A 25,836-nucleotide genomic window follows, 5' to 3' on the forward strand; every position below is an offset into this window, starting at 1 on the left:
GTGCCGGTGGCCGGGGGTCCAGTTCGCGCTGTACACGGCCGCCGCCTGCCCGCCCGACCGCAGGTGCGCGGACTTGACCCCCGGACACCGGTGCTGTACCCCCCGGGCTGACGACGCGACCGAGGGGAACGGACCGCAACCACCCCACAAACCGCCGCCGCTGAGACTCACCCAGCCACCCGAGGGAACCGCGCTAGTTTCCCTGAGGTTGCCGAGGCCCGCCGGAGGCCCGGGCCTTCACCACAGCCCTTGACCTTGACCTTCAGCTCTTGATCTTGCCTGTGCCGTTGATCTTGCTGTTGATCTTGCTCTTGATCTGGCCTGTGCCCTTGCTTCGACTTGCTGGAGTTGAAGAGGCCTGAGGTGCGCCGGGGTTGTGAACACGCGAACCGGCAGCCGACAAACACACCCACCGACTCGAACCCCGAACCGGCACAACTATGACCGAAGGCCGTAAAAAGCTTTGAAAGCCACAGACTAACCGCAACCGCCCCCGCAAACCCCAGCCCCGGGAGCAGGGCAGGGCAGCATGACCCGCCACTACATCATCTGGCGAAACCGCCACGCCGACGACTTCCGCCGACGCCATATCTACGCCAGCTCTACGCCAAATCATCACCAGAGTAAACGTTGCCTGATACGGCATGGCACGGCACGGCACTGATCACAACAGACCGCCGCTAACGCCGCGCCGCACCAGCGAAGACCGCCGCACCACCAACTCCGGCTGCAACACCACCTGCCGGTGCTCGTGGGCCCCGCCGCCGCCCTCGCCAGCCGACTCCAATTCCAGCTCCTCCAATTCCAGCTCCTCCATCTCCAGCTCCGCCAGCAACAGCTCGGCCGCGAGCCGCCCCATCGCGGCCGCCGGCTGCCGCACCGAGGTCAGCGGGACTGCGGCCGCGGCGGCGAACTCGATGTCGTCGTAGCCGACGATCGCCATGTCCCGTGGCACGCCGACTCCGGCTGCGAACAGTGTCTGCAGTACGCCCAGCGCGATCAGGTCGTTCGCGCAGAACACCGCGGTCGGGCGTTGCGGCAGCCCCAGCAGTCGGCTGGCTGCGTCGCGCCCGGCTGCCACGTCCAGGGTCTCGGTCGGTAGCTCGATCAGTGCCTCGTCGCCGATTCCGGCCTCGGCCAGCGCCGCCAGTGCACCGGCGCGGCGGTCGCGGATCTGTTGCAGGTGGGGTGGGCCGCTCACGTAGGCGATCCGTCGGTGCCCGGCTGCGGTCAGGTGCCGGACCGCCAGGGTGCCGCCGGCTACGTCGTCGACCGACACCGAGCAGCCTGCGCCGCCGGCGCCGACCCGGTCGACGAGTACGAAGGGGATTCCGTGGCGGCGGAAGGCCTCGACGGTGCGGCCGCTGCCGTCGGCCGGTGTCAGCAGCACGCCGCGTACCCGCTGCTCGGCGAACAGGGCGAGGTACTCCTCCTCCTCGCTCGCGCTCTGGTTGCTCGTGCACACCATCACCCCGAGCCCGGCCCGGTGCGCGGTCCGCTCGGCGGCGCGGGCCACGTCCACGAAGAACGGGTTGCCCATGTCCAGCACCAGCAGCCCCAGGATGCGGCTGTGGCCGACCCGTAGCTGCCGGGCGTGCACGTTGCGGACGTACCCCAGCTCGGCGATGGCCGCCTCGACCCGCCGCCGGGTGTCCTCGCCGACCCGTTCGGGGCTGTTGATGACGTTGGAGACGGTGCCCACGGACACGCCGGCGCGCCGTGCCACGTCCTTGATGACGATCATGCTGTCCGGCCCGGCGGACCGGCTAGAAGTTGTACTGGCTGATGTTCGAGGAGTCGAACACGGTCGGCGCGCCGAGCGTGACCACCCCCTGCGCCCCGATCGTGAAGCTGCCCATCGACCCGGCGGTGAACGCCTGCCCCTGAGCGCCGGTGATCTGGCCGGAGGCCAAGGCGACCGCGGTGTAGGCGGCCAGCTGGCCCAGTTTGCCCGGGTCCCACAGCTCGAAGGCCTTCACCGTGCCGTCCTGCACATAGGACCGCATGTCGTTCGGCGTTCCCAGACCGGTCAGCAGCACCTTGCCCTTGTACTGCGAGCCGTCCAGGTACTGCGCGGCCGCCTTGATGCCGACCGTGGTGGGGGAGATGATCCCCTTCAGGTCCGGGTACTGCTGCAACAGTCCCTGCGTCTGCTGGAACGACATTTGCGGATCGTCGTTGCCGTACGCGATCTTGACCAGCTTCATGTTCGCGAACTGCGGCTTCTTCAGCTCGTCCTGCATGTAGCCGATCCACGCGTTCTGGTTGGTCGCGGTCTGTGCCGCCGACAGCACCGCGATCTGACCGGTGTAGTTCAGCTCCTTGCCCAGCAGATCCACCTCACTGCGGCCCAGATCCTCGGCGCTGGCCTGGGACACGAACACCTGCCGGCAGCCGGGGTCGGTGTCCGAGTCGTACGTGACCACCTTGATCCCCGCGCTCATCGCCTGCTTCAGCGCGGTACACAGCGCCCCGGGATCCTGCGCGGAGACGGCGATCGCGGACACGTGCTGCTGCGTCAGGGTGTTGACGTAGGACACCTGCCCGGCGGTGTCGGTGGCACTGGTGGTCCCGACCTCCTTGTAGCTCTCGCCGAGCGCGCTCAGCGCGGTGTTGCCGCCGGCGTCGGAGATGTTGAAGTACGGGTTGTTGACCTGCTTGGGCAGGAACGCGACCGCCAACCCCTTCTTCGTCGCGGCGTTCGGGTTCGCCGACCCGCTCTGCACCGCGGCCGGGGCGCTGGAGGCCGCCTTGTCGGTGGAGCTCTTCGTGGCGCCGCCGCACGCGCTCAGGCTCAGCGCCAGCAGGCCGGTGGCGGCCAGGGCGGCGACGGCGCCGGATGTTCTGCTCATAGCTTTCCCCTTGTCGGTTGATAGATCGAGGCGGCGAAAACCTGCCGGGCCACCCGCGGCCCGAGTACGGAGACGGTCAGCAACACGCCGGTCACCACCGTCTGGGACTGTGCCGAGACGTTGGCCAGGCTCATCACGTTCTGCAGCGTGCCGAGCAGGAACACCCCGGCGATCGCGCCGCCGAGCGTGCCCCGCCCGCCGTCGAAGTCCACGCCGCCGAGCAGTACCGCGGCCACGACCGACAGCTCCAGCCCGGTGGCGTTGTTGTAGGTGGCGCTGGCGTAGTGCAGCACCCAGAACACGCCGGTCAGCGCCGAGACCAGCCCGGTCGCCACGAACAGCGACAGCTTGACCCGCTTGACCCGCACCCCGGCGAACCACGCCGCCTCGGCCGAGGCACCGACGGCGAACACCGAGCGGCCGAAGCCGGTGGCGTGCAGCACCACGACCGCCGCCGCGGCCAGGACCAGCCACGGCAGCGCGGCGGTCGGCAGGAACGAGCCGCCCAGCCGGCCCGAGCCGAAGTCCAGGTAGTTCTGCGGGAAGTCGGTGACCGAGTTCGACCCGAGCACGACCTGCGCCAGGCCCCGGTACAGCGCCATCGTGCCGATCGTCACCGCCAGCGAGGGCAGCCCGAGCTTGGTCACCAGCAGCGCGTTGACCAGGCCGCAGGCCACCCCGAGCACGGCGCAGATCACGATGATCTCGTTGATGTTCATGCCGTGGTTCCACAGCGCGCCCATCACGGCCCCGGACAGCCCGACCGTCGAACCCACCGACAGGTCGATCTCGCCGCCCGCGACCAGCATCGTCATCGGCAGCGCGATCGCCGCGACCGGCAGGGTGTTGCCGATCAGGAAGCTGAGGTTCAGGGCGTTGCCGAAGCCGTTGACCGTGCTGAAGGAGATGAGGAGCAGGACGACCAGCAAAGCGCCGACGACGGTGTCCCAGCGCAGGGCGCCGTTCAGGGGTCGGCGGCGCAGGTCCCTGCTCTGGTCCGCGGTTTCCGCGATGTCAGCCATTCGTGCCGGTCCTCGCCTGTCGGGCCCGGCTGCGTAGCAGCCCGGCGATCCGCAGCGCCATCACCCGGTCCACCGAGATGGCCAGGAGCAGCAGGATCCCGTCGATCGCCTCGACCCACACCGAGCTGACGCCGATCGCGGGCAGGACGCTGTTGATGGAGGTCAGCAGCAGCGCGCCCAGCGCCGCGCCGTGGACGCTGCCCGAACCCCCGGTGAAGCCCACGCCGCCGACCACCACGGCCGAGACCACCGTGAGCTCGTAACCGTTGCCGGTCCCGGCGTCGGCGTAGCTGAACCGGGCCAGATACAGCGCCCCGGCCAGCCCGGCGAGCGCGCCGCACAGCACGAACGCCGCCAGCACCCGCCGTCGCACCGGCACCCCGGCCAGTGCCGCGGCCTGCGCGTGCGAGCCGAGGGCGTAGCACTCCCGGCCGCTGCGGTAGTCGCGCAGGAAGTAGCCGACCGCGATCAGCACCACGGCCGCCACCAACGCCAGATACGGGACCGCCGACACGCCGTCGTGGCCGAAGGTCTTGTAACCGCTCGGCAGCAGGCTCGCGGTGATCTCGCGGGAGCCGACCCAGATCGAGTCCAGGGCCCGGATGATGTAGAGCGTGCCGAGCGTGACCACCAGCGAGGGCACCTGACCGACGCCGACCAGCACGCCGTTGAAGGCTCCCAGGGCCGCGCCCAGCACTACGGCCAGAGCTACAGACAAGACCGGATTCCCGCCGTGCTTAAGGAGATCGCCCGCGGCGAAGGCTGTGACACCCAGCACGGAGCCGACCGACAGGTCGACATTGCCGGTGATCACCACGACCGCCTCGCCGACCGCGACCAGCACCAGGATCGTCGCGTTCAGCAGCAGGTCCTTGATGCCCTGCTCGGACAGGAACGAGGTGTTGTCGATCTGGGTGGCGACCAGCATCACGGCCAGCACCACCAGGATCGCCAGCTCGCGCATGCGCAGCACCCGGTCCAGCAGGCCGCGCGCCGACCCGGCGGCGAGCGGCGGCTGAGGCTGCGGCTGCTGCCCGGCGGCAGCAGTGGTCGGGGCCGTCATCTGGCGCTCCCGGCGGTGGCCCCGGTCGCCGCGGCCACCACGGTCTGCTCGGTGGCGTCCGCCCGGCTGATCTCCGCGGCGATCCGGCCCTCACGCATCACCAGCACCCGGTCGGCCATGCCCAGGATCTCCGGCAGATCCGAGGAGATCATCAGCACCGCGACACCGTCCGCCGCCAGCTGCGAGAGCAGCCGGTGCACCTCGGCCTTGGTGCCGACGTCGATACCCCGGGTCGGCTCGTCCACGATCAGCACCCGCGGCCCGGTGGCCAGCCACTTGGCCAGCACCACCTTCTGCTGGTTGCCGCCGGACAGGGTGCCGACCAGATCGGACAGGCGCGCGTACTTCACCTGGAGCTTGGCCGCCCAATCCACCGCCCGATCCCGCTCGGTGCGCCGGCTCACGAACCCGGCGGTGGTGGCCGCCTTCAGATCCGCCAGGCCGATATTGCGCTCGACGCTCATCTGCATGATCAGCCCCTGCGCCCGCCGGTCCTCCGGGACCAGCGCCAGCCCGGCGGCCATCGCCAGGCTCGGCGAGCCCGGCCGCAGCCGGCGCCCGCCGACCGCGACCTGCCCGGCGTCGAAGCGGTCGATGCCGAACACGGCGCGGGCCACCTCGCTGCGCCCGGCGCCGACCAGCCCGGCCAGACCCACGATCTCCCCGGAGCGCACCTGGAACGAGACGTCGGTGAAGACCCCTTCGCGGGTCAGCCTGCTGACATCCAGCGCGACTGCTCCGACCTCGGTCTCCTGCTTGGGGTAGAGCGAGTCCAACGTCCGCCCGACCATCCGCCGCACCAGATCGGCCTCAGTCAGCCCGGCCAGCGGCTCGGCGGCGACCAGCGCGCCGTCCCGCAGGGTGGTGACCCGCTGACAGAGCTCGAACACCTCCGAGAGCCGGTGCGAGATGAACAGCACCGCGGCGCCCTGCTCCCGCAAGGCCCGCACCACGGCGAACAGCCGCGCCACCTCGCTCCCGGTCAGCGCCGCGGTCGGCTCGTCCATGATCAGCACTCGCGCGTCGAATGACAGCGCCTTGGCGATCTCCACCAACTGTTGGTCGGCGATCGACAACCCCCGCGCCGGCCGCTCCGGATCCATCGCCACGCCGAGCCGCCTGAACAGAGCGGCCACGGCCTCGCGCACCGCCCGATGATCGACCCGCCCGAACGACCGCCGGGGCTGGCGCCCCATGAAGATGTTCTCCGCCACGCTCAAATCGGGGAACAACGTCGGCTCCTGATAGATGACCGCCACCCCGGCGTCCCTGGCCGCGGCCGGCCCCCCGAACTCCACCACCGAGCCGTCCAGCAGGACGGCACCCTCATCCGGCCGGTGCACCCCGGCCAACACCTTGATCAAGGTCGACTTCCCGGCCCCGTTCTCCCCGGCCAGGGCGTGCGCCTCGCCGGCGTACAGCGACAGCGACACCGAACGCAGGGCACGAACAGCGCCGAAGGACTTACTCACCCCCTCCAACGCGAGAACCGGAACAGCGAGGTCCGGACCGGGCTCATTCATGAGACGCCACTCCAAGGTCGGCCGGTCCGCACCAGCGGAGGCGACGAGTGAATTGTTTCAATGAAATTGCCGCGAGGTTAGCTCCGGGGGTGGGGTGCGTCAAGGGTCGCGGAGCGCCGTGCGAGGGTCAGGGAACGGATTCCGGTGTCGGGCACGCGCCGAAACTCGCCCCTGATCAGCGATTCTGTGCCGAACTCGGCGAATAGGAGGGTCTTGAGATCGCTGGGAAGATCTTGCAGGATCCTGCGATGATCGAATGTGAATCGATTTTAGAAGACCGCCGGGAATGGCGATTTTCGAGGCCTTGACGGGGTTCGAATGCCTCGGTAGCGTCACTCGGAATGAATCGATTCATCTCGTGCGGCGTGAGTCGCCGGCCGGCCTGGCGCACCAGGCCGGCCGGCGGGGCCCCATCACTTCGCGCTACTCCACATAGCAACCCTTCGCCGAGTCGAACGCCGGGTCGCCGAATACCGTGTCCGTGCAGGGCGTGCTGCCGCTGAAGCTCCCGAAGTGGTACTTGCCGTCCACGCCGAAGGCGACCTCGTGCGTGCCGGAGAACGTGCAGTTCCCGTTCTCGGCGGCGCATGCCGTCCATGTCGCGAAGGTCGGCGGTGGTCCGAGTAGGTAGCAGGCCTTGGTGACGTTGGGCGTCGGGTCGCCGAAGACCGCGTCGTCGCAGGCGGTGCCGCCGCTGCCCAGGGTGGCGAACTTGTAGGTGCCGTTGGCGCCGTAGGCGACCGTCATCAGGTCGCTGTAGGCGCAGTTCTGGTTTTCGGTCGCGCATTGCTGCCAGCCCGGCGACGCCGGTTGCGCTGTCTGCTCGTAGCACCACTTCGCCACGCCGCTGTCCGGGTCGCCGAACACCGTGTCCGAGCAGGCCGTGGCGTTGCTCGTCTCCAGGTAGTTGTACTGGCCGCCGGCGCCGAACGCGATCACCGAGCTCCCGGTGACCGCGCAGCTGCCGTTCTCGGCGGCGCAGCGGGTCCACGTGCCGGGCAGCCCGCGGTAGGCGATCGGCGGGGCGGTCGCCGAGGCGCTGTAGGCGACGGTGTACGCGCCCGGAGCGACTCCGCGGAAGTAAATGTACTGACCATCGGTGTCCGCGCTCGTGATGCCGGACGCCCCGACGAACGCGCTCCCGTTCCAGGCGGTCTGTCCGTTCACCGTGACCGTCCGGCTCTGTCCCCAGGTCGGCACCGCGATGACGCCGCTGGAGCCGCTGTTCGTCGAGGAGTCCACCTGCAGGCTGAAGTCGCCCGCGGTGTCGTGGTCGTAGCCGGCGTGGATCTGCTTGCCGGCGGCCACCGTCAGGGTTCCCTCGACGTGCGTCAGGTCGCCGGGGTGCGGAACCACCTGGTACCCGGTCCCGGACGGCGCGGTGGGGGAGATGCCCAGCACGTCGGTGGTCAGCGCGCCGGTGGGCCCGGTCGACCAACCGTGGGCCAGGCTGGTGAAGTTGCTTGAGTACGCGCTGAGTGTTCCGTTGTTCCCGTAACCCTCCCAGAACGTGCTTCCGGTGCCGATCGGCGACTCCAGCATGTAGCCCCACTCGTCGCGGATCAGGTTGAGCGCGTTGACGTCGTCCCCGGCGGCGAAGTGCGCGTAGAGCTCCATGGAGCCGGAGAACGGCGAGATGTTGTCGTTGAACTCAGGGGCCTGAGCGCCCAGGCTGTTCCAGTCGCCGCGCAGGTGGGCCATGATCGCGGAAGCCTGCGAACTCGACGCCAGCCCGTACCAGACCGCCAGTGAGTTCCCGTCCTGCGGATAGAGCGTGCTGCTCGGGTTGTCCTTGTACGCGCCGGTGCCCGAGTCCCACAGCGTGGCGTTGACGGCTGTCTTCAGGCTCGCGGCCTTGCCCGCGTAGGCCGCGGCCAGCGAGCTGTCGCCCTCGGCCGTCGCCAACGACGCGCCGGTGATCAGCGCCTGGTAAAGCAGGGCATTGGCTTCGATGTTCTCCCCGCCCTGGTCGCCGCGGGCCCAGTCGCTGGTGTTGGTGACGTTCAGCAGGTTGTCGCCGCCGATCTTGGCGGTGATGAAGCTCATCCCGAGCTGGTACTTGCTCCAGATGCCGTCCAGCCAGGCCTTGTCGGAGGTGTCGAGATAGTACGAGTACGTCCCGATCAGCGTCCACATGTGGTACGTGTCCGAGCCGTAGAAACTGAACTCGGGCCCGCTGTACGGCAGCTCGCCGGTCGACTTCTGGTTCTGGTACATCGTGGTCAGCGAGTTGCGGATGGCGAGCAGGTCGTCGGTGCTCACGTACGCGGTGGTCGTCGAGACGCCCATGTCGCCGGGCCACACGGTGCGGTCCCGCTTCGCGCCGTCGGTGAGCACCTCGGTGCCGGTGCCGATGACGCCGTTGTTCTCCCATCCCGACGACGGCGGCGGCCACACCCGGCCCTCGGTGGGATCGATGGTGTCCAGCTGGGTGGTGTAGGCGCCGGCGTACCAGACACGGTTCAGCGTGTCGTCGTTGGAGCAGAAGTAGTCGGGGTACGCGGCCGGGTCCGAGGCGTCGGGGGCGGCCGAGAACCCCAGGGAGACGCCGTCGAGATCGGCGTAGCCGCCGGAGTTCAGGAAGAGTGTCAGGTACCTGAATCCGCCGCGCAGTTTGTCCTTCGGCATGGTGTAGCTACCGCCGCCGGCCGGAACGGACGCGGACAGGAAGCCGTCCGCACCGCCGCCGCTGGAGGCGTCGCTGGTGTTGCCGACGAACAGGCTGGACTCGGAGAACGCCAGCCCGATGCTTTGCGAGGAATCGCCGGCGTCCGCGAAGTCCACAGTGACCAGGCCGGCGACGTCCTTGCCGAAGTCGAGCGTCACGGCGGAACCGTTTCCGGTGAGCCGGGTGTCCTGACCGGTCAACAGCGCTGAGGCGTTGCTGACGTTGCCGTTCGTCGCGTACACCGCGACCGGGCGCACCGTGCGCGAGGTGGGGGACAGGTTGTCCGCGGCGCACGGGTTCGTCGACGCGGCGTGCTTGGTCGCCGCGGTGTGGCTGCCCGACGCAGAGGGCTTACTCGATGAGGCGTGTCTGGCGGACGTCGGGTGAGCGGTGGGCGTGGGCGGTGCCGGATCGCCGACGGCGGTACCGACACCACCGAAGGTCAGACCGAGCGAGAGCACGGCGATCGGTAGGTGTTTCACGGTTCTCCCTTTCCTGAAACGTTTTTGGGCAAGGGGGAGCGGGGCAGCCGGAAGCCGCCGATGTGTGCTGTGTGCGATGGTCCTGCTGGAGATTAAATCGATTCAATCCTCGAATTCACCGGGGATGCTACTCCCGCCCGCGACCGGCGGCCAGAGTCCGCGGGCAAAGAATCAGGGACCTGTGATCGGCGAGGTCGGAGCCTTGACAGCCCCCAGAGTGAGGCGTAAAACCAACACGAACAAAGGGAAACGGCGTGGAAACCAAATCGCCGTCGCACCGCACGACGGCGAGCACACTGGGGTGGCCCATGTACGCAGAGGAACGACAGCAGGCGATCCTGCACAAGGCACGCGTGGACGGCCGGGTGGACGTCGTGGTCCTGGCCGAGCACCTGACCGTGACCACGGAGACCATCCGCAGAGACCTGACGGCCCTGGAACGCGCCGGTCTGGTGCGCCGGGTCCACGGCGGGGCGATCCCCGTCGAACGGCTCGGTTTCGAGCCGGCGCTGGCCGTCCGGGACCAGAGCATGACCTCGGAGAAGGAACGGATAGCCAAGGCGGCGCTGGCCGAACTCCCCGAGGAGGGATCGGTCATCATCGACGCCGGGACGACCACCGGGCGGCTGGCCTCGATCCTGCCGGCCGACCGGGAACTGACCGTCGTGGTGAACGCCCCGGCGCTGGCCGCGCAGCTGGTCGCCCGGCCGAATCTCACGGTCCTGATGCTCGGCGGCCGGATCCGGGGCCGCACGCTGGCCGCGGTGGACGAATGGGCGCTGGCCCCGTTGTCCCAGCTGTGTGTGGACGTCGCCTTCATCGCCGCCAACGGCGTCTCGGTGGCGCGCGGCCTGACCACACCGGATCTGGCCGAGTCGGCGGTGAAGCGGGCGATGATCGGCGCGGCCCGGCGCACCGTGCTGCTCGCCGACCACACCAAGGTCGGCAACGACTGCATGGCCCGCTTCGGCCGGCTGGACGACGTCGATCTGTTCATCACCGACACCGGTCTGGACGAGGAGACCGCCGCCGACTTCGGCGGCGCCGGGGTGCGGGTGGTCCGGGCATGATCGTCACCCTGACCCTCAACCCGAGCCTGGACCGCACGCTCACGCTCCAGACGCTGCGCCGGGGCGAAGTGCTGCGCGCGACCGGCGCCCGGATCGACCCCGGCGGCAAGGGCGTGAACGTGACCCGGGTGCTGCGCGCCTTCGATGTCGGCTCGCACGCGGTGATCCCGTGTGCCGGGCCGGACGGCGAGGAACTGGTGCGGCTGCTGAGCAAGGCCGGGGTGCCGGTGACCGAGGTCCCGGTCGGCGGGTGGACCCGGTCGAACATCACGCTGGTCGAGGCCGACGGCCGGTCCACGAAGGTCAACGCCCCCGGCGGGGCGCTGACCGGGCAGGAGGTGGCGCTGCTCGCCGAGACCGTGCTGGACCGGTGCCTGTCACAGGGTACTGATCTGCACGGCCACACCCGCGCCGCCTGGGCCGTGCTCTCCGGCAGCCTGCCGCCGGGCGTCCCGGACACCGTCTACGCCGAGCTGACCGCGCTGTTCGCCGAGCACGGCGTCCGGGTCGCGGTCGACACCAGCGGCGCGGCGCTGCTGGCCGCGCTCGACGCCGGCCCGGACCTGATCAAGCCGAACCGGCAGGAGCTGGCCACGGCCGTCGGGACCCCGTTGAACAGCATCGCCGACGTCGTCGAGGCGGCCGACAAGCTGCTGTCCCGCGGCGTCAAAGCGGTGCTGGCCAGTCTCGGCGCCGACGGCGCGGTCCTGGTCGACTCCTCGGGCGCGGTGCTCGGCACCGCCGACCCGATCGAGCCGCTGAGCACCGTCGGCGCCGGCGACGCGCTGCTGGCCGGATTCCTGGCCGCCGGCGCCGACGGTCCCGATGCCCTGGTCGAGGGCATGGCCTGGGCCCGGGCCGCCGTGGGCCTGCCCGGCAGTCAGATGCCGGATCCCTCGGACGTGAGCCGGGAAGGAATCCGGGTCGTCCGCGACCCGGGAGGTAAACCGGTGGGCGCGGTCCACCTCGCAGACAACGGCTGACATCGCTTTCATCGCTTTCATCGCCACCGCACGCCACGCACAGCAAATGAGGAACACACCCAACGATCTCCCTTGACGTCCCTAGGAGGACGACATGTCTTCGATGGCTTATACGCCGGCTCCCACCGGCACCGGACTGAAAGCCACAGTCCAGAAGTTCGGCTCGTTCCTGGCCTCGATGGTGATGCCGAACATCGGCGCGTTCATCGCCTGGGGCCTGATCACGGCCTTGTTCATCCCCACCGGCTGGATCCCGTCCAACTCGCTGGGCCAGCTGGTCACGCCGATGATCACCTACCTGTTGCCGATGCTCATCGGCTACACCGGCGGCCGGATCGTGCACGGCCAGCGCGGCGCGGTGATCGGCGCGATCGCCACGATGGGTGTGGTGGTCGGGGCCTCGGTGCCGATGTTCCTGGGCGCGATGATCGTCGGCCCGTTGGCGGCGTGGGTGCTCAAGCAGTTCGACAAGCTCACCGCGGACCGGCTGCGCGCCGGGTTCGAGATGCTGGTCGACAACTTCTCCCTGGGCATCATCGGCGGCGCGTTCGCGGTGCTGGGCAAGTGGGCGATCGGCCCGGCGGTGAACCACGTCACCAACTGGGCCGGCACCGGCGTGAACTGGGTGCTGAACCACCACCTGCTGCCCTTCGTCAGCATCCTGATCGAGCCGGCCAAGGTGCTGTTCCTGAACAACGCCATCAACCACGGTGTGCTGGACCCGCTGGCGGTCGCGCAGAGCGCCGCGCACCACAAGTCGATCCTGTTCATGCTGGAGTCCAACCCCGGTCCGGGCCTGGGCATCCTGTGCGCGTACCTGCTGTTCGGCCCGCGCTCGCTGCGGCCCACGGTCCCCGGTGCCATCGTCATCGAGTTCCTCGGCGGCATCCACGAGATCTACTTCCCGTACATCCTGATGAAGCCGCGCCTGATCCTGGCCGCGATCGCCGGCGGGTTCGCCGGGGTCTCGGTGTTCTCCATCACCGGTGCCGGTCTGGTGGCCTCGCCCTCGCCGGGCTCGATCTTCGCCTACCTCACCGAGACGCCGCGCGGGAGCTACTTCGGGGTGTTGGCCGGAGTCGTGGTGGCCGCGGCCGTGTCGTTCGTCGTCGCCTCGGTCCTGCTCGGGTTCGGACGCGGTGAGAAAGCCGAAGAGGTCGAGGAAAGCGACGACGTCGATGACGCCGGCGACGGCGCGGCCGTCCCGGCCCAGTCCTCACCTGAAGGAGCCACAGCATGACCGGCATCCCCGTCTCCGACATCAAGAAGATCATCGTGGCCTGCGACGCGGGCATGGGGTCCTCGGTGATGCTCGCCGGGACCTTGAAGCGGCAGCTGAAGAACACCGGAGTGATCGTCGAGCACGCGCAGGTCTCGGCCATCCCGGCCGACGCCGACCTGATCCTGACCCAGCAGAGCCTGGCCGAGCGGGCCCGGGCCGCGGCTCCCGGCAAGCCGGTGGTGACGTTCCAGATCTTCCTGGGCGACCCGGCCGTGAACAAGGTGGTCAAGGCCGTGAAGGAAGGCGGCACCATCGATGTCTGACACCGCTGACGGCCTGCTGACCGAGCAGGCCGTCCGGTTCGGGGTCCACGCCGCCGACCGCTACGACGCGGTCCGGCAGTGCGGCGAACTCCTGGTCGCGGTCGGCGCCGTGACCGAGGACTACGTCCCGGCGATGCGCGAGCGCGAGGACGAGATCTCCACCCACATCGGCGCCGGAGTGGCGATCCCGCACTCCACCGCCGCCGGAAAGAAGTACGTCCGGCGCGACGCGCTGGCCGTTCTGGTCCTGGCCGAACCCGTCGACTGGGGCGAGGGCGAGCAAGTGTCCTTGTGTGTCGCGATCGCCGCCCTCGGCGACCGGCACCTGGACATCCTCGCCGAGCTCGCCGAGGTCCTGATGGACCCCGACCGGGCCGAACAGCTCCACCTGGCAACGACCGCTGGCGAAGTGATCCGGCTGCTCCAGCCGGAAGGAAAGGCAGAGAACGTATGAAGGCCGCTGTGTTCCATGGACCCGGGGACGTCCGGATCGAGGAGGTGCCCGAACCCACCCCCGCCGCCGGCGAGGTGAAACTCAGGGTGCTGGCTTGCTCGATGTGCGGGACCGATCTGAAGATCTTCCGCTCCGGGCACTTCCGCATCGCCCCGCCCCGGGTGATGGGGCACGAGATCGCCGGTGAGATCGTCGAGATCGGCGCCGGTGTCCAGGGGTGGGCGCTGGGGGACCGGGTGCAGGTGATCGCCGCGATCCCGGACGGCACCTGCGAGGAGTGCACGCGCGGGCACCAGACCGTGTGCCTGAACCAGGAGTCGATGGGCTACCAGTACGAGGGCGGCTTCGCCGAGTTCATGGTGGTGCCGCCGAGCGTGCTGGCCGTGGACGGGATGAACCGCATCCCCGAGGGCGTGGGCGCCGACGAGGCCTCCGTCACCGAACCGCTGGCCTGCGTGCTCAACGGCCAGGAGCTGGCCGGGGTCGGCCCCGGCGACGTGGTGGCGGTCTTCGGCGCGGGCCCGATCGGCTGCCTGCACGTCCGGCTGGCCCGCTCCCGCGGCGCGGCCCGCATCATCATGATCGAGGTCAACCGCGACCGGCTCCAGCTGGCCGCCGACCTGGTCCACCCGGACGACACGGTGTGCGCCGAGGACGGCGACATCATCGAGCAGGTCCGCAAGCTCACCGACGGCCGCGGCGTGGACGTGGTGATCACCGCCACCGCTGCCGGACCGGCCCAGGAGCAAGGACTGCAGATCGCCGCCCCGCGTGCCCGCATCAGCTTCTTCGGCGGCCTGCCCAAGGACAAGCCGACCATCACCCTGGACTCCAACCTGGTCCACTACCGCGAGCTGACGATCGTCGGCGCCAACGGCTCCAGCCCCGCCCACAACGCCCGCGCGCTGGAGCTCATCGCCAGCGGCGAAGTCCCGGTCAAGGACCTGATCTCCGTGCGGCTGCCGCTGGAGCGGGTGCTGGACGGCCTGGACATCGTGGCCAAGGGCGAGGCCATCAAGGTCACCATCGAACCCTGAGAGGCCGTCGAGGTCACCATCGAACCCTGAACCGAGGAGACAGACATGGTTGAGCGCACCGTCGTCGTCGGATCCACCAGCGGGCTGCACGCCCGCCCGGCGAAGCTGCTGGTGAACGCAGCCAAGGAGCAGCCGGCGGCGGTGCGGCTCCGCGTGGGCGACCGCCCGGCGATCGATACCCGCAGCATCCTCGCGGTGCTCACGGCGCGGGTGAAACAGGGCACGGAGGTCACGCTGGAGGCCGAGGGCGACGGCGCCGAGGCGGCGGTCGCGGCGCTCGCGGACCTGATCGCTCGGAATCTGGACGAGGAGGGGGACGAGGATGAGTGAGCGGGTGCTCGGGGGCGGTGCGCTTGGTGAGTCGGCGGCGCTGGCCGTGGCGCCTGCCGGCCAGGTCGGTGAGGTCGGCACGGCCGACGAGGTCGGTCAGGTCGGTGAGGTCCGTGCGGCGCCCGGCGCCGGGCCGCAGACTGCCGCCACCTCGGTGCTCAGCGGCGTCGGCGTGAGCGCGGGCACCGCGATCGGTCCGGTCGTGCGCATGACCTCCCCGGAGCCCCTCCCGCCGCCCCGGCCGGTGGCCGATGCCGCCGCCGAGCGGTCCGCAGCCGAACGTGCCGTGGCGGAGCTCGCCGCCGACCTCGCCGCCCGCGCCGAGCGCCTGTCCGGCGAGGCGAAGGAGATCCTCGAAGCCCTGGCGATGATCGCCGAGGACCCGACGCTCGGCGACGACGTCCGGCGGCGCGTCGCCGCCGGCACCGACGCGCCGCACGCCCTCACCGAGGCCTTCGACGCCCAAGCCGACCTGCTCCGCGAAGGCGGCGGTTACCTCGCCGAACGGGCCGCGGACCTCGAGGACCTCCGCGACCGCGCCGTGGCCGCCGTCCTGGGCCGCCCCATCCCCGGAATCCCCGACCCCGGCCATCCCTTCGTCCTGGTCGCCGCCGACCTCGCCCCGGCCGACACCGCGAACCTGAACCCCGATCAGGTCCTCGCCATCGTCACCGAGCGCGGCGGCCCGACCAGCCACACCGCGATCCTGGCGCGCGGCCTCGGCATCCCGGCGATCGTGGCCGCCGCCGGCGCGACCGGGATCGCCGACGGCACGAACGTCGCCGTCGACGGCACCTCCGGGACCGTCACCGTCGGCGTCGAGCCCGCCGCGAACAGCGCCGACGTGCCGCACGCCCGCGCCACCCGCGCCGCCCGCACCCAGGTGGACCTCGCCGACCTCGGCCCCGGCCACACCAAAGACGGCCACCCGGTATCCCTCTATCTGAACATCGGCTCCATGAAGGACGTCCGAACCGGCGCCCAAGGCGCCGGCCTGCTGCGCACCGAGTTCCTGTTCCTCGGCCGCAAAGACTCACCTTCGCGAGCCGAGCAGCACGCGGCCTACCTCGAACTCTTCAACGCCTTCCCCGGCGCCCGCGTCGTCATCCGCACCCTGGACGCCGGCGCCGACAAACCGCTGCCGTTCCTGGCGCTGCCCGACGAGGAGAACCCGGCGCTCGGCGTCAGAGGCCTGCGGACCGCCCGGCTGCGTCCGGAGGTCCTGGACGACCAACTGGCCGCGATCGCCTCGGCGGCCGAGGCCGCGGCCTGCGAGGTCTGGGTCATGGCGCCGATGGTCGCCACCCCGGCCGAGGCCGCGGACTTCGCCGCCCGGGCCCGGGCCCACGGCCTTCAGCACGTCGGCGCCATGGTCGAGATCCCGGCGGCGGCGCTGCGTGCGGCCCGGCTGCTGGAACACCTCGACTTCCTGTCCATCGGCACCAACGACCTCGGCCAGTACACGATGGCCGCCGACCGCCAGGACGGCCGGCTGCCCGATCTGCTCGACCCCTGGCAGCCGGCGCTGCTGGAGCTGATCGCGCTGGCCGCCGAGGCCGGGCGCGCGGCGGGCAAGCCGGTGGGGGTCTGCGGCGAGGCGGCGGCCGATCCGCGGCTGGCGGCGGTGCTCGTCGGGCTGGGGGTGACGTCGCTGTCGATGGCCGCCGCCGCGGTGCCCGCCGTGCACGCCGAGCTGAGCGCGCGGACGCTGCGGGAGTGTCGGGAGCTCGCGGAGCAGGCGCGCGACGCCCTCGACCCGGCCCAAGCCAGGGCCTTGGCATCGCGGTCCTGATCTGATCCGGCTCCGGCTGTTCGCGCTGGTTCTGTCCGCCGGGAGGACCCGTTCGGGTGCAGGAAGGTTACAAAAGCACCCTTTCGGCTCAAACCCTCCACTATGGCGGTACTAGACGCGACACCCGGGGCCCCCGACTCGCACTCCACCAACCTGCGCCGCGAAGTCGGCCTGATCGGCCTGCTGTGGGCCTCCGAGGGCTCGATCATCGGCTCGGGCTGGCTCTACAGCGCGCAGAAGGCGTTGGTCGCCGCCGGTCCCGCGGCCCTGATCAGCTGGGGCATCGCGGCGGTGGCGATCATCGCGCTGGCGTTCGTGCACGCCGAACTCGGCGGCATGTTCCCGGTCGCCGGCGGCACCGCGCGCTACCCGCACTACGCCTTCGGCGGCGCGGCCGGCGCCTCGTTCGGCTGGTTCACCTGGCTGCAGGCGGTGACCGTGCCGCCGATCGAGGTCCAGGCGATGATCGGCTACGCCCAGCACTACACCTGGGCCGACAGCTGGCAGCACAAGGACGGCACGCTCACCGGCTACGGCGAGCTGGTCGCGATCCTGCTGATGGCGGTGTTCACCGCCGTGAACTTCCTCGGGATCCAGAAGCTGGCGGCCGTCAACAACGCCGCGACCTGGTGGAAGATCGGCGTGCCGCTGTTCACGATCTTCGTGCTGGCGTTCACGAACTTCCACGGCTCGAACTTCACCGCCGAATCCGGCGGCGGCTTCATGCCCTTCGGCGCCCACGGCATCATGTCCGCGGTGTCGACCTCCGGCATCATCTTCGCCCTGCTCGGCTTCGAGCAGGCGATCCAGCTGGCCGGGGAGTCGCGCAACCCCAAGCGGGACATCCCGCGCGCGACCATCCTCTCGATCCTGATCGGCGCCGCGATCTACATCATGCTGCAGGTGGTCTACATCGCCGCGCTGCCGGCCGCGACGTTCGCCGCGGGGTGGGCGCACCTGGACTACAAGAACATCAGCGGCCCGTTCGCGGGGCTGGCGACGCTGGTCGGGCTGGCCTGGCTGGCGACCATCCTGTACATCGACGCGATCATCTCCCCCGGCGGCACGGGGCTGATCTACACCACCTCCACCTCGCGCATCACCTACGGCCTGAGCAAGAACGGCTACATCCCGGTGCAGTACGAGTACCTCACCAAGCGGGGCGTGCCGTGGCTGGGCATGATCACCGCGTTCGTGGCCGCGTGTATCTGCTTCCTGCCGTTCCCGAGCTGGCAGCAGCTGGTGTCGTTCATCACCTCCGCCAGCGTGCTGATGTACGCCGGGGCGCCGCTGGCCTTCGGGGTGTTCCGCGAGAAGCTGCCGGACGTCGAGCGTCCCTACCGGCTGGCCGCCGGGGCGGTGCTGGCGCCGTTCGCGTTCATCGTCGCGAACCTGATCATCCTGTGGGCCGGCTGGGACACCGACTGGCGGCTCGGGATCGCGATCGTGATCGGCTACGTGCTGCTGGCGATCTCGCGGATCTTCCATCTGAACCCCAATCACCCGCCGCTGGAGCTGCGCTCGGCGCAGTGGCTGCTGCCGTATCTGGTGGTGATGGGGATCATCGTGCGGACCAGCGCGTTCGGGCCGATGAAGGATCCGTGGTTCACGGAGTGGACCTCGCTGGCCGCGGTGGCGGTGGTGAGCCTGGTCGTCTACTACTGGGCCAAGGCGGTGGCGCTGCCGGTGGAGCGGATCGAGGCGCACGTCGCGGGCGTCGCGGTACTCGACGCCGGCGGCCACTGAGCGCCACGGGTCGCTCCGCCGTGGCTCGGCGCTCGCTCACTCGGCCTTGTCAGCAGGGCCGACGTCGGATCAAGCTGTCGGCATGACGACCCGGAGTGGGACTGGGACCCCGAACCCGCGGGCCGGCGCGCCGCGAACCGGCGCCGCGCGCCCTGGTGCTGCGCGTTCCGGGCCCGCGCGCTCCGGCGCCGCCCGCCGCGAGCAGCTGACGGCTATCGCCGCCGCCCTGTTCGCCCGCGACGGCTACCACAACGTGACTGTCGGCGACATCGCCGCGGCCGCCGGCCTGTCGGGCCCGGCGATCTACCGCCACTTCCCGGGCAAGCAAGCGATCCTGGCCGAGGTGGTGCGCGCGGGCTTCGACGAAATGGACCGCGTGGTCGCCGCCGACCTGGCCGGCACCACGGACCCGGCCCAACGGCTGCGGATGACCTACCGCGACCTGGCGTCCTTCGTGATCCGCCACCCGGAGTTCGGCGTGATGTGGCGCCGCGAATACCGCCACCTGACCCCCCACGACGCCGCCGAACTGGCCCAGCGCATGGCCCGAGCCTGCGAAGCGGCGGTCGCCGAGCTGCGCCTCCTGCGCCCGCAGCTGGAAGCGGCGGACGCCGAGTCGATGGCGTGGGCGGCACTGAGCGTCCTGGGCAGCATCTCGGACCATCGGGTACGACTCCCACGCGCGGCCTTCGAGGAACTGCTGGCCGGAATCGCGATGGATGTGGTGGGGACCGAGCTCGGGGCCGGAGCGACAGATAACTGGCCCCACGAGCCGATCGGTGAGGACAGGAAGGAACGGATCCTCGCAGCCGCCGCACGGCTTTTCCGGGACCGCGGGTACCACGAGGTCACGCTGGACGAGATCGGCGCGGCGGCGGGGATCGCGGGGCCGAGCGTTTACAGCCACTTCGCGGGCAAGGCGGAGCTGCTGCGGACGATTACGGAGCGGATCGGGGAGCGGCTGCGGCGGGATGTCGCGGAGAGTGGGGCTGCGGAGGCTGCGGCTGCGGCGAGTGCGGCTGCGGCGAGTGCGGGCGGCTCAGGCGGTTCGGGTGCCAAGCATCTTGCTGGGAACGAAGCGGCTGCCGATGGTGGGCATCTTGCTGGTGATCGCCGCGCTGTGGGTGATGTGGCAGCTGGCGCGCGGGCTGGTGGAGCTGAGGGCTTTGCTGAGGGCGAAGCCGCAGCCGGTGGTGGGCGCGGTTCGGATGGTGCCAATGCCGAGCATCTTGCTGGTGATCGCCGGGTTGTGAGCGATGCGGTAGCCGACCCGCGGGCTGTCGGAGTCGAGCGCCTTGCCGCTGGTGATGCTGCCGCCGAGGCGAGCGTGCCCATCTCACTCAGTTCGCAGTCCGCCGCCCTCGCCACCCTCACCGACCTGGCCACCCGTTACGTCACCACCGTCCTTACCTCCCGGGACCTTGTCGCCGCCTACTTCACCGAAGGCCACAACCTTCCCGATCGCGATCGCGCCGAGACCCGCCGGTTCCAGCGCGCCTATACCGAGCACTGGGCCGCGCTGCTGACCTTGGTGCGGCCGGGTGCGTCGGCCGAGGAGGTGCGGATCCGGGTGCTGGCGGCCTTCGCCGTCGTCAATGACGCGGTGCGGACTCGGCGGCTGCTTGAGCGGCCGGGAGTGGCCGGGCGGTTGCGGGCGTTGATGCTGGCGGTGCTCTTGACACCGGGCTCGCCGTCGCGCGATGTTAATCGCCGTTAGGCTGTGGGCCTCGGCGGATGCAGGGAGTCGTAGATGAGTAGGTCGCCCTGGGCGAGCGATGATGTGGAGGCGTTGCGCGAGCTTGCGACGTCGTTCTTCACCCATGAGGCGCTGCCCCGGGAGGAGGAGTTCGCGGCGCAGGGCTTCCCCAGTAAGGACATGTGGCAGGCCGCTGGCAAGGTCGGGTTGTTGTGTGAGTCGATTCCGGAGGAGTACGGCGGCGGGGGCGGGTCGTTCGCGCACGAGGTCGCCGTCATCGAGGCGCAGATCCGGGTCGGCGCGGGTGCGATGGCGATCATCGTGCACGCCGGCATCGTCGCGCACTACATCAACGCCTACGCGACCGAGGAGCAGAAGCGGCGCTGGCTGCCGCGCATGGCTTCCGGGGACCTGGTCGGCGCGATCGCGATGACTGAGCCCGGGACCGGGTCGGACTTGCAGAGCATCAAAACCAAGGCGGTCCGCGACGGCGACGAGTACGTCATCAGCGGTGCGAAGACCTTCATCACCAACGGCCACACCGCCGGACTGATCGTCATCGCTGCCAAGACCGACGCCACCCAGGGTGCGCACGGTGTCTCCCTGCTGGTCGCCGAGGTCGCCGGCGGCGACAGCGGCGGTGACGGAGATGGCGACAGCAACGGCGCCGGCGACACCCCCGGCTTCCAGCGCGGCCGGGTCCTGAACAAGGTCGGCCAGCACAGCACCGACACCGCCGAGCTCTTCTTCGACGGCCTGCGGGTCCCGGCCGAGAACCTGCTCGGCGGCGTCGAGGGCCAGGGCTTCGTCCAGCTCATGGTGCAGCTGCCGCAGGAACGTCTGCTGGTCGCGGCGGCCGGGATGGCGATGCTGGAGGCCGCCGTCGACCACACCGTGGCCTACACCAAGCAGCGCGAGGCCTTCGGCAAGCCGCTGTTCAAGCTCCAGAACACCCGCTTCGAGCTGGCCGAGTGCGCCACCATCGCGCGGGTGGCCCGGGTCTTCTTCGACGACTGCGTCCTGAAACACCTCGACGGCGGTCTGGACGCCACCACCGCCTCGATGGCCAAGTACTGGATCACCGACCGTCAGACCGAGGTCATCGACCGCTGTGTCCAGCTGCACGGCGGCTACGGCTACATGCTCGAGTACCCGATCGCGCGGCTGTTCGTCGACGGCCGGGTGCAGCGCATCTACGGCGGCGCCAACGAAATCATGAAGGAACTCATCGCCCGCTCGCTGTAGCGGACGCGGGATAAAGAGAGAAAGGAACAGCGATGTCGAACGCGTACATCTACGACGCGATCCGGACACCGCGCGGCCGGGGCAAGCAGAACGGCTCGCTGCACACCGTGAAGCCCATCTCGCTGATGGTGGGCCTGATGGAGGAGACGCAGGCCCGGCACCCGAACCTGGACCCGGCGCTGATCGAGGACGTCATCCTCGGCGTGGTGTCCCCGATCGGTGAGCAGGGCTCGGACATAGCCAAGGTCGCGGCGTTGCGCGCCGGGCTCCCGGACACGACCGCCGGTGTGCAGCTCAACCGGTTCTGCGCCTCGGGCCTGGAGGCGGTGAACACCGCCGCGCAGAAGGTCGCCTCGGGCCTGGGCGAGGACCTGATCCTGGCCGGCGGCGTGGAGTCGATGTCCCGGGTGCCGATGGCCTCCGACGGCGGCGCCTGGTTCGAGGATCCGGAGACCGCCTACGACATCTCCTTCATCCCGCAGGGCATCGGCGCCGACCTGATCGCCACCATCGAGGGCTTCTCCCGCACCGAGGTCGACGAGTTCGCGGTCCGGTCCCAGGAGCTGGCCGGCGCGGCGCGCGCCGCCGGCCATTTCAAGCGTTCGGTGGTCCCGGTCCGGGATCGCAATGGTCTGACGATCCTGGCCGAGGACGAGTTCATCCGCCCCGGCACCACCGTGGACACGCTGGCCGGGCTCAAGCCGTCGTTCGCGGCGATCGGCGACCTCGGCGGGTTCGACGCGGTGGCGCTGCAGAAGTACCACTGGGTGGAGAAGATCGACCACGTCCACCACGCCGGGAACTCCTCGGGCATCGTTGACGGCGCCGCGCTGGTGTTGGTCGGCAACGAGCAGGCCGGGCAGGCCGCGGGTCTTACGCCGCGGGCCCGCGTCCTGGCGACCGCCGTTTCCGGTGCCGATTCGACGATCATGCTGACCGGCCCGGCGCCGGCGTCGAAGAAGGCGCTGGCCAAGGCCGGGCTGGAGATCGAGGACATCGACCTGGTCGAGATCAACGAGGCGTTCGCCGCCGTGGTGCTGCGGTTCGTGCGGGAGATGGGCGAGGGTCTGCCGTTGGAGAAGGTCAACGTCAACGGCGGCGCGATCGCCATGGGCCACCCGCTGGGCGCCACCGGCGCGATGCTGATCGGCACGATCGTGGACGAGCTGGAACGCAGGGACCTGCGACGCGGTCTGGTCACGTTGTGCGTGGGCGGCGGTATGGGCATTGCCACCATTGTCGAGCGGGTCTGAGGGCGGGTGCGAGGATGAGCGAGCAGAACCACATCGGTTGGGATCGGGACGCCGACGGCGTGGTCACGTTGACCATGGACGCGCCCGGCCAGTCCGCCAACACCATGAACCGGGCCTTCATCGAGGCCCTGGGACCGGTCCTGGACCGGCTGGAGGCCGAGAAGGACGAGATCGCCGGGGTTGTCGTGACCTCGGCCAAGAAGACCTTCTTCGCCGGCGGCGATCTCAATGAGCTGATCCAGGCCCGGCCCGAGGACGCCGCCGACGTCATGGCGCGCAACCTGCAGATCAAGGCCCTGCTTCGGCGGCTGGAGACCTTCGGCAGGCCGGTCGCCGCCGCGATCAACGGCGCGGCGCTCGGCGGCGGCCTGGAGATCGCGCTGTCGACCCACCACCGGGTGGCGCTGGACGTCAAGGGCACGGAGATCGGCTTCCCGGAGGTCACCCTCGGGCTGCTGCCGGGCGCCGGCGGCGTCGTGCGTTCGGTGCGGTTGTTGGGGATCACCGACGCCCTTCTCAAGGTCCTGCTTCAGGGCCAGCGCTACAAGCCGGCCGCGGCACTGGAAATAGGACTCGTCCACGAAGTCGTTGCCACGCCTACGGAACTGCTGGCCGCCGCCAAGGCCTGGGTGCTGGCCAACCCGGAGGCCAAGCAGCCCTGGGACGTGCCCGGCTACCGGATCCCCGGCGGCGACCCGAAGAACCCGAAGTTCGCCGCGAACCTGCCGGCGTTCCCGGCGAACCTGCGCAAGCAGCTCAAGGGCGCGGACTACCCGGCGCCGCGGAACATCCTGGCCGCCGCTGTCGAGGGCGCGCGCCTGGACTTCGACAACGCGATGACCGTCGAGGCCCGCTACTTCGTCGAGCTGGTCACCGGCCAGGTGGCGAAGAACATGACGCAGGCGTTCTTCTTCGACATGCAGAAGGTGACCAACGGCGCTTCGCGTCCGGCCGGCTACGAGCCCTGGACGGCCACGAAGGTCGCGGTCCTGGGCGCGGGCATGATGGGCGCCGGGATCGCCTACGTCTGTGCGCGCGGCGGGATCGAGGTCGTGCTGAAGGACGTCAGCGTCGAGGCGGCCCAGAAGGGCAAGGCGTACTCGGCCGAGCTGCTGGACAAGGCGGTGGCGCGCGGCAAGATGACCCGCGAGGCCGCCGACTCGGTGCTGGCGCGGATCCACCCGACCGCCGACGCCGCCGATACGGCCGGCGCCGACCTGGTCATCGAGGCCGTCTTCGAGTCGCCGGAGTTGAAGGCGAAGGTGTTCGGCGAGATCCAGGACGTCATCGCCCCGGACGCGCTGCTCGGCTCCAACACCTCCACGCTGCCGATCACCGGCCTGGCCCGCGCGGTCAAGCGGCCCGCGGACTTCATCGGCCTGCACTTCTTCTCCCCGGTGGACAAGATGCCGCTGCTGGAGATCATCGTCGGCGAGCAGACCTCGGACGCCGCCATCGCCAAGGCCTTCGATCTGGCCAAGCAGATCAAGAAGACGCCGATCATCGTCAACGACAGCCGCGGCTTCTTCACCTCCCGGGTCATCGGCCGCTTCCTGGACGAGGCGATGGCCATGCTCGACGAGGGCCTGCGCCCGAACTCCATCGAGCAGGCCGGGTCCCAGGCCGGCTACCCGGCGCCGCCGCTGCAGCTGATGGACGAGCTGACGCTGACCCTGCCGCAGAAGATCCGTAACGAGGCGCGCGCCGCGGCCGGCCCGGACTGGGTCGAGCACGGCTCGGGGATCGTCCTCAACCGCATGATCGATGAGTACGGCCGGGGCGGGCGTTCGGCGGGGGCTGGCTTCTACGAGTACGTGGACGGCAAGCGCGCCGGGCTGTGGCCGGGCCTGCGGGAGGCGTTCCCGCCGCACGTCGGGATCCCGTTCCAGGACATGCAGGAGCGGATGCTGTTCGCCGAGGCACTGGACAGCGTTCGCTGCCTCGATGAGGGCGTGCTGCGGTCGGTGGCGGAGGCGAATGTCGGGTCGATTCTCGGGATCGGGTTCCCGGCTTGGACCGGTGGGGTGATCCAGTACATCAATGGTTACGAGGGCGGTGTCACTGGGTTTGTGGCGCGGGCTAAGGAACTGCACGGGAAGTATGGGGAGCGGTTTGCGGTGCCGCAGTCGCTGGTGGAGAAGGCTGAGCGGGGGGAGCGGGTCGAGTAGGGGTGGCGTAGAGCTCTTCTAGTGGTGACAGGCCGCCTAAAGCTTTCGTGAAGGGCGGCCTGTTGCCGATCCCCCTGCTATGAGGTGTGGGTTGCCGCCCATTAGCATGATTGGCATGAGGGGGAGACTGGCTGTGTTGATGGTTACCGGTGCGGTGACCGGTGTGTTGGCGGCGGGTTGTTCGTCGCAGGGCACGGTGGGTTCTGGGGTGGGTACGGGTTCCGGCTTGACCGCGACCGGTAGCGCCGGTGCGCACTCCGCTGCCACTGGTTCGGCGCCGGCCACGTCGCCTTCCTCGGGTTCCGGTTCGGGCTCGGGTTCGGCCCCGCCGAGTGGCGGCGGCCAGCTGCCGGGCGAGGACGCGACGGTGGTGGTGGGCGTCGGCAAGGTCAAGGTCACCATCTACGAGGACTACCGCTGCCCGCCGTGCAAGGCCGTCCACGACCAGCTGCAACCGGTGATCAGCGCCAAGCTCGGGTCCGGCGGCATCCAGGTCGAGTACCACGCGGTCGACGTGGTCGACCACACCGCTGGCGGCACCGGCTCGCTGGCCGCCGCCAACGCTGTCAGCTGCGCCTTCCAGGCCGCCAAGTTCCAGCCCTACCGCGAGGCACTGTTCGCCGCGCAGCCGGACGAGGTCACCGATGCCTTCGCCCAGCCGGACAAGCTGATCAGCATCGCCAAGACCATCCCGGGGCTGGACAGCCCGGCGTTCGAGAGCTGCGTCATCTCCAAGCCGTTCGCGGGCTCGATCGAGAGCACCTACGCCGCGCAGTTCGCCTCGAACAAGATCACTGGCGTGCCGGCGGTGTTCATCAACGGCGCGCAGTGGAGCGTTCCCAGCTCCGGGGACCTGGCGACCGCGTTCACGCAGGCGTTGGCTGCCGCGGGGGCTTGACGCGGGTTG

At 70.0% G+C, this 25,836-nt stretch carries 20 protein-coding genes; 14 read left to right on the top strand and 6 right to left on the bottom strand.

Annotation, left to right across the window (positions count from 1 at the left end; translation table 11 throughout):
• Positions 1–664: 664 nt before the first annotated feature.
• The 6 genes from KGQ19_RS21015 to KGQ19_RS21040 form a co-directional block, all read right to left on the bottom strand.
• A complete protein-coding gene (locus KGQ19_RS21015; protein WP_212010910.1) occupies positions 665–1,744 on the bottom strand; it encodes a LacI family DNA-binding transcriptional regulator in 1,080 nt (359 codons plus the stop codon).
• Positions 1,745–1,766: 22 nt separating this feature from the next.
• Positions 1,767–2,852 carry a rhamnose ABC transporter substrate-binding protein gene (gene rhaS / locus KGQ19_RS21020; RefSeq protein WP_230419070.1) on the bottom strand — a complete coding sequence of 362 codons (1,086 nt, stop codon included), beginning with the start codon at positions 2,850–2,852 and terminating at the stop codon, positions 1,767–1,769.
• Positions 2,849–3,874 carry an ABC transporter permease gene (locus KGQ19_RS21025; RefSeq protein WP_212010911.1) on the bottom strand — a complete coding sequence of 342 codons (1,026 nt, stop codon included), beginning with the start codon at positions 3,872–3,874 and terminating at the stop codon, positions 2,849–2,851. Before KGQ19_RS21025 ends, rhaS begins: the two co-directional genes overlap by 4 nt.
• The gene (locus tag KGQ19_RS21030; RefSeq protein WP_212010912.1) at positions 3,867–4,937 is read right to left on the bottom strand and encodes an ABC transporter permease; all 1,071 of its coding nucleotides are present in this window, start codon (positions 4,935–4,937) and stop codon (positions 3,867–3,869) included. Before KGQ19_RS21030 ends, KGQ19_RS21025 begins: the two co-directional genes overlap by 8 nt.
• Positions 4,934–6,460 (bottom strand): sugar ABC transporter ATP-binding protein, encoded by a 1,527-nt coding sequence (locus KGQ19_RS21035; RefSeq protein WP_212010913.1) that lies wholly within the window; start codon positions 6,458–6,460, stop codon positions 4,934–4,936. The genes KGQ19_RS21030 and KGQ19_RS21035 overlap by 4 nt, the downstream gene beginning before the upstream one ends.
• Before the next feature lie 423 nt (positions 6,461–6,883).
• The gene (locus tag KGQ19_RS21040) at positions 6,884–9,610 is read right to left on the bottom strand and encodes an alpha-L-rhamnosidase-related protein (protein WP_212010914.1); all 2,727 of its coding nucleotides are present in this window, start codon (positions 9,608–9,610) and stop codon (positions 6,884–6,886) included.
• Positions 9,611–9,918: 308 nt separating this feature from the next.
• Between KGQ19_RS21040 and KGQ19_RS21045 the strand changes: the two genes are divergently transcribed.
• The 14 genes from KGQ19_RS21045 to KGQ19_RS21105 all read left to right on the top strand — a co-directional run bounded on the left by KGQ19_RS21045 (position 9,919) and on the right by KGQ19_RS21105 (position 25,827).
• On the top strand, positions 9,919–10,680 hold the full coding sequence (locus KGQ19_RS21045; RefSeq protein WP_212010915.1) for a DeoR/GlpR family DNA-binding transcription regulator: 762 nt from the start codon (positions 9,919–9,921) through the stop codon (positions 10,678–10,680).
• Entirely contained in the window at positions 10,677–11,663 is a 987-nt protein-coding gene (locus KGQ19_RS21050) for a 1-phosphofructokinase family hexose kinase (RefSeq protein ID WP_212010916.1), read from the top strand. The genes KGQ19_RS21045 and KGQ19_RS21050 overlap by 4 nt, the downstream gene beginning before the upstream one ends.
• A gap of 94 nt (positions 11,664–11,757) precedes the next feature.
• Positions 11,758–12,903, top strand: a complete 1,146-nt coding sequence (gene mtlA / locus KGQ19_RS21055) for a mannitol-specific PTS transporter subunit IIC (RefSeq protein WP_230419071.1) — start codon at positions 11,758–11,760, stop codon at positions 12,901–12,903.
• Positions 12,900–13,208, top strand: a complete 309-nt coding sequence (locus tag KGQ19_RS49795) for a PTS sugar transporter subunit IIBC family protein (protein ID WP_230419073.1) — start codon at positions 12,900–12,902, stop codon at positions 13,206–13,208. Before mtlA ends, KGQ19_RS49795 begins: the two co-directional genes overlap by 4 nt.
• Positions 13,201–13,662 carry a PTS mannitol transporter subunit IIA gene (locus KGQ19_RS21060; protein WP_212010917.1) on the top strand — a complete coding sequence of 154 codons (462 nt, stop codon included), beginning with the start codon at positions 13,201–13,203 and terminating at the stop codon, positions 13,660–13,662. Before KGQ19_RS49795 ends, KGQ19_RS21060 begins: the two co-directional genes overlap by 8 nt.
• On the top strand, positions 13,659–14,699 hold the full coding sequence (locus KGQ19_RS21065) for a zinc-dependent dehydrogenase (RefSeq protein ID WP_212010918.1): 1,041 nt from the start codon (positions 13,659–13,661) through the stop codon (positions 14,697–14,699). Before KGQ19_RS21060 ends, KGQ19_RS21065 begins: the two co-directional genes overlap by 4 nt.
• A 45-nt stretch (positions 14,700–14,744) precedes the next feature.
• Positions 14,745–15,029, top strand: a complete 285-nt coding sequence (locus tag KGQ19_RS21070) for an HPr family phosphocarrier protein (RefSeq protein ID WP_212010919.1) — start codon at positions 14,745–14,747, stop codon at positions 15,027–15,029.
• The gene (gene ptsP, locus KGQ19_RS21075) at positions 15,022–16,821 is read left to right on the top strand and encodes a phosphoenolpyruvate--protein phosphotransferase (protein WP_212010920.1); all 1,800 of its coding nucleotides are present in this window, start codon (positions 15,022–15,024) and stop codon (positions 16,819–16,821) included. Before KGQ19_RS21070 ends, ptsP begins: the two co-directional genes overlap by 8 nt.
• A gap of 102 nt (positions 16,822–16,923) precedes the next feature.
• Entirely contained in the window at positions 16,924–18,567 is a 1,644-nt protein-coding gene (locus tag KGQ19_RS21080; protein WP_212010921.1) for an APC family permease, read from the top strand.
• Positions 18,568–18,649: 82 nt separating this feature from the next.
• On the top strand, positions 18,650–20,284 hold the full coding sequence (locus tag KGQ19_RS49800; protein WP_230419074.1) for a TetR family transcriptional regulator: 1,635 nt from the start codon (positions 18,650–18,652) through the stop codon (positions 20,282–20,284).
• Positions 20,285–20,317: 33 nt separating this feature from the next.
• Positions 20,318–21,508 carry an acyl-CoA dehydrogenase family protein gene (locus KGQ19_RS21090; RefSeq protein WP_212010922.1) on the top strand — a complete coding sequence of 397 codons (1,191 nt, stop codon included), beginning with the start codon at positions 20,318–20,320 and terminating at the stop codon, positions 21,506–21,508.
• A 32-nt stretch (positions 21,509–21,540) separates the two neighbouring features.
• Entirely contained in the window at positions 21,541–22,761 is a 1,221-nt protein-coding gene (locus tag KGQ19_RS21095) for an acetyl-CoA C-acetyltransferase (RefSeq protein ID WP_212010923.1), read from the top strand.
• 14 nt (positions 22,762–22,775) lie between these two features.
• A complete protein-coding gene (locus tag KGQ19_RS21100; RefSeq protein WP_212010924.1) occupies positions 22,776–24,929 on the top strand; it encodes a 3-hydroxyacyl-CoA dehydrogenase NAD-binding domain-containing protein in 2,154 nt (717 codons plus the stop codon).
• 226 nt (positions 24,930–25,155) lie between these two features.
• Complete coding sequence (locus KGQ19_RS21105) at positions 25,156–25,827, top strand: DsbA family protein (RefSeq protein ID WP_212010925.1); 672 nt, start codon at positions 25,156–25,158, stop codon at positions 25,825–25,827.
• Positions 25,828–25,836 lie beyond the last annotated feature (9 nt).

The organism is Catenulispora pinistramenti (genome assembly GCF_018274385.1).
GTDB lineage: Bacteria > Actinomycetota > Actinomycetes > Streptomycetales > Catenulisporaceae > Catenulispora > Catenulispora pinistramenti.

Bases quoted from the DNA above. Each gene is read 5' to 3' on its own strand.
- KGQ19_RS21015 (WP_212010910.1), bottom strand. From the start codon at position 1,744: ATGATCGTCATCAAGGACGTGGCACGGCGCGCCGGCGTGTCCGTGGGC.
- rhaS (WP_230419070.1), bottom strand. From the start codon at position 2,852: ATGAGCAGAACATCCGGCGCCGTCGCCGCCCTGGCCGCCACCGGCCTG.
- KGQ19_RS21025 (WP_212010911.1), bottom strand. From the start codon at position 3,874: ATGGCTGACATCGCGGAAACCGCGGACCAGAGCAGGGACCTGCGCCGC.
- KGQ19_RS21030 (WP_212010912.1), bottom strand. From the start codon at position 4,937: ATGACGGCCCCGACCACTGCTGCCGCCGGGCAGCAGCCGCAGCCTCAG.
- KGQ19_RS21035 (WP_212010913.1), bottom strand. From the start codon at position 6,460: ATGAATGAGCCCGGTCCGGACCTCGCTGTTCCGGTTCTCGCGTTGGAG.
- KGQ19_RS21045 (WP_212010915.1), top strand. From the start codon at position 9,919: ATGTACGCAGAGGAACGACAGCAGGCGATCCTGCACAAGGCACGCGTG.
- KGQ19_RS21050 (WP_212010916.1), top strand. From the start codon at position 10,677: ATGATCGTCACCCTGACCCTCAACCCGAGCCTGGACCGCACGCTCACG.
- mtlA (WP_230419071.1), top strand. From the start codon at position 11,758: ATGTCTTCGATGGCTTATACGCCGGCTCCCACCGGCACCGGACTGAAA.
- KGQ19_RS49795 (WP_230419073.1), top strand. From the start codon at position 12,900: ATGACCGGCATCCCCGTCTCCGACATCAAGAAGATCATCGTGGCCTGC.
- KGQ19_RS21060 (WP_212010917.1), top strand. From the start codon at position 13,201: ATGTCTGACACCGCTGACGGCCTGCTGACCGAGCAGGCCGTCCGGTTC.
- KGQ19_RS21065 (WP_212010918.1), top strand. From the start codon at position 13,659: ATGAAGGCCGCTGTGTTCCATGGACCCGGGGACGTCCGGATCGAGGAG.
- KGQ19_RS21070 (WP_212010919.1), top strand. From the start codon at position 14,745: ATGGTTGAGCGCACCGTCGTCGTCGGATCCACCAGCGGGCTGCACGCC.
- ptsP (WP_212010920.1), top strand. From the start codon at position 15,022: ATGAGTGAGCGGGTGCTCGGGGGCGGTGCGCTTGGTGAGTCGGCGGCG.
- KGQ19_RS21080 (WP_212010921.1), top strand. From the start codon at position 16,924: ATGGCGGTACTAGACGCGACACCCGGGGCCCCCGACTCGCACTCCACC.
- KGQ19_RS49800 (WP_230419074.1), top strand. From the start codon at position 18,650: ATGACGACCCGGAGTGGGACTGGGACCCCGAACCCGCGGGCCGGCGCG.
- KGQ19_RS21090 (WP_212010922.1), top strand. From the start codon at position 20,318: ATGAGTAGGTCGCCCTGGGCGAGCGATGATGTGGAGGCGTTGCGCGAG.
- KGQ19_RS21095 (WP_212010923.1), top strand. From the start codon at position 21,541: ATGTCGAACGCGTACATCTACGACGCGATCCGGACACCGCGCGGCCGG.
- KGQ19_RS21100 (WP_212010924.1), top strand. From the start codon at position 22,776: ATGAGCGAGCAGAACCACATCGGTTGGGATCGGGACGCCGACGGCGTG.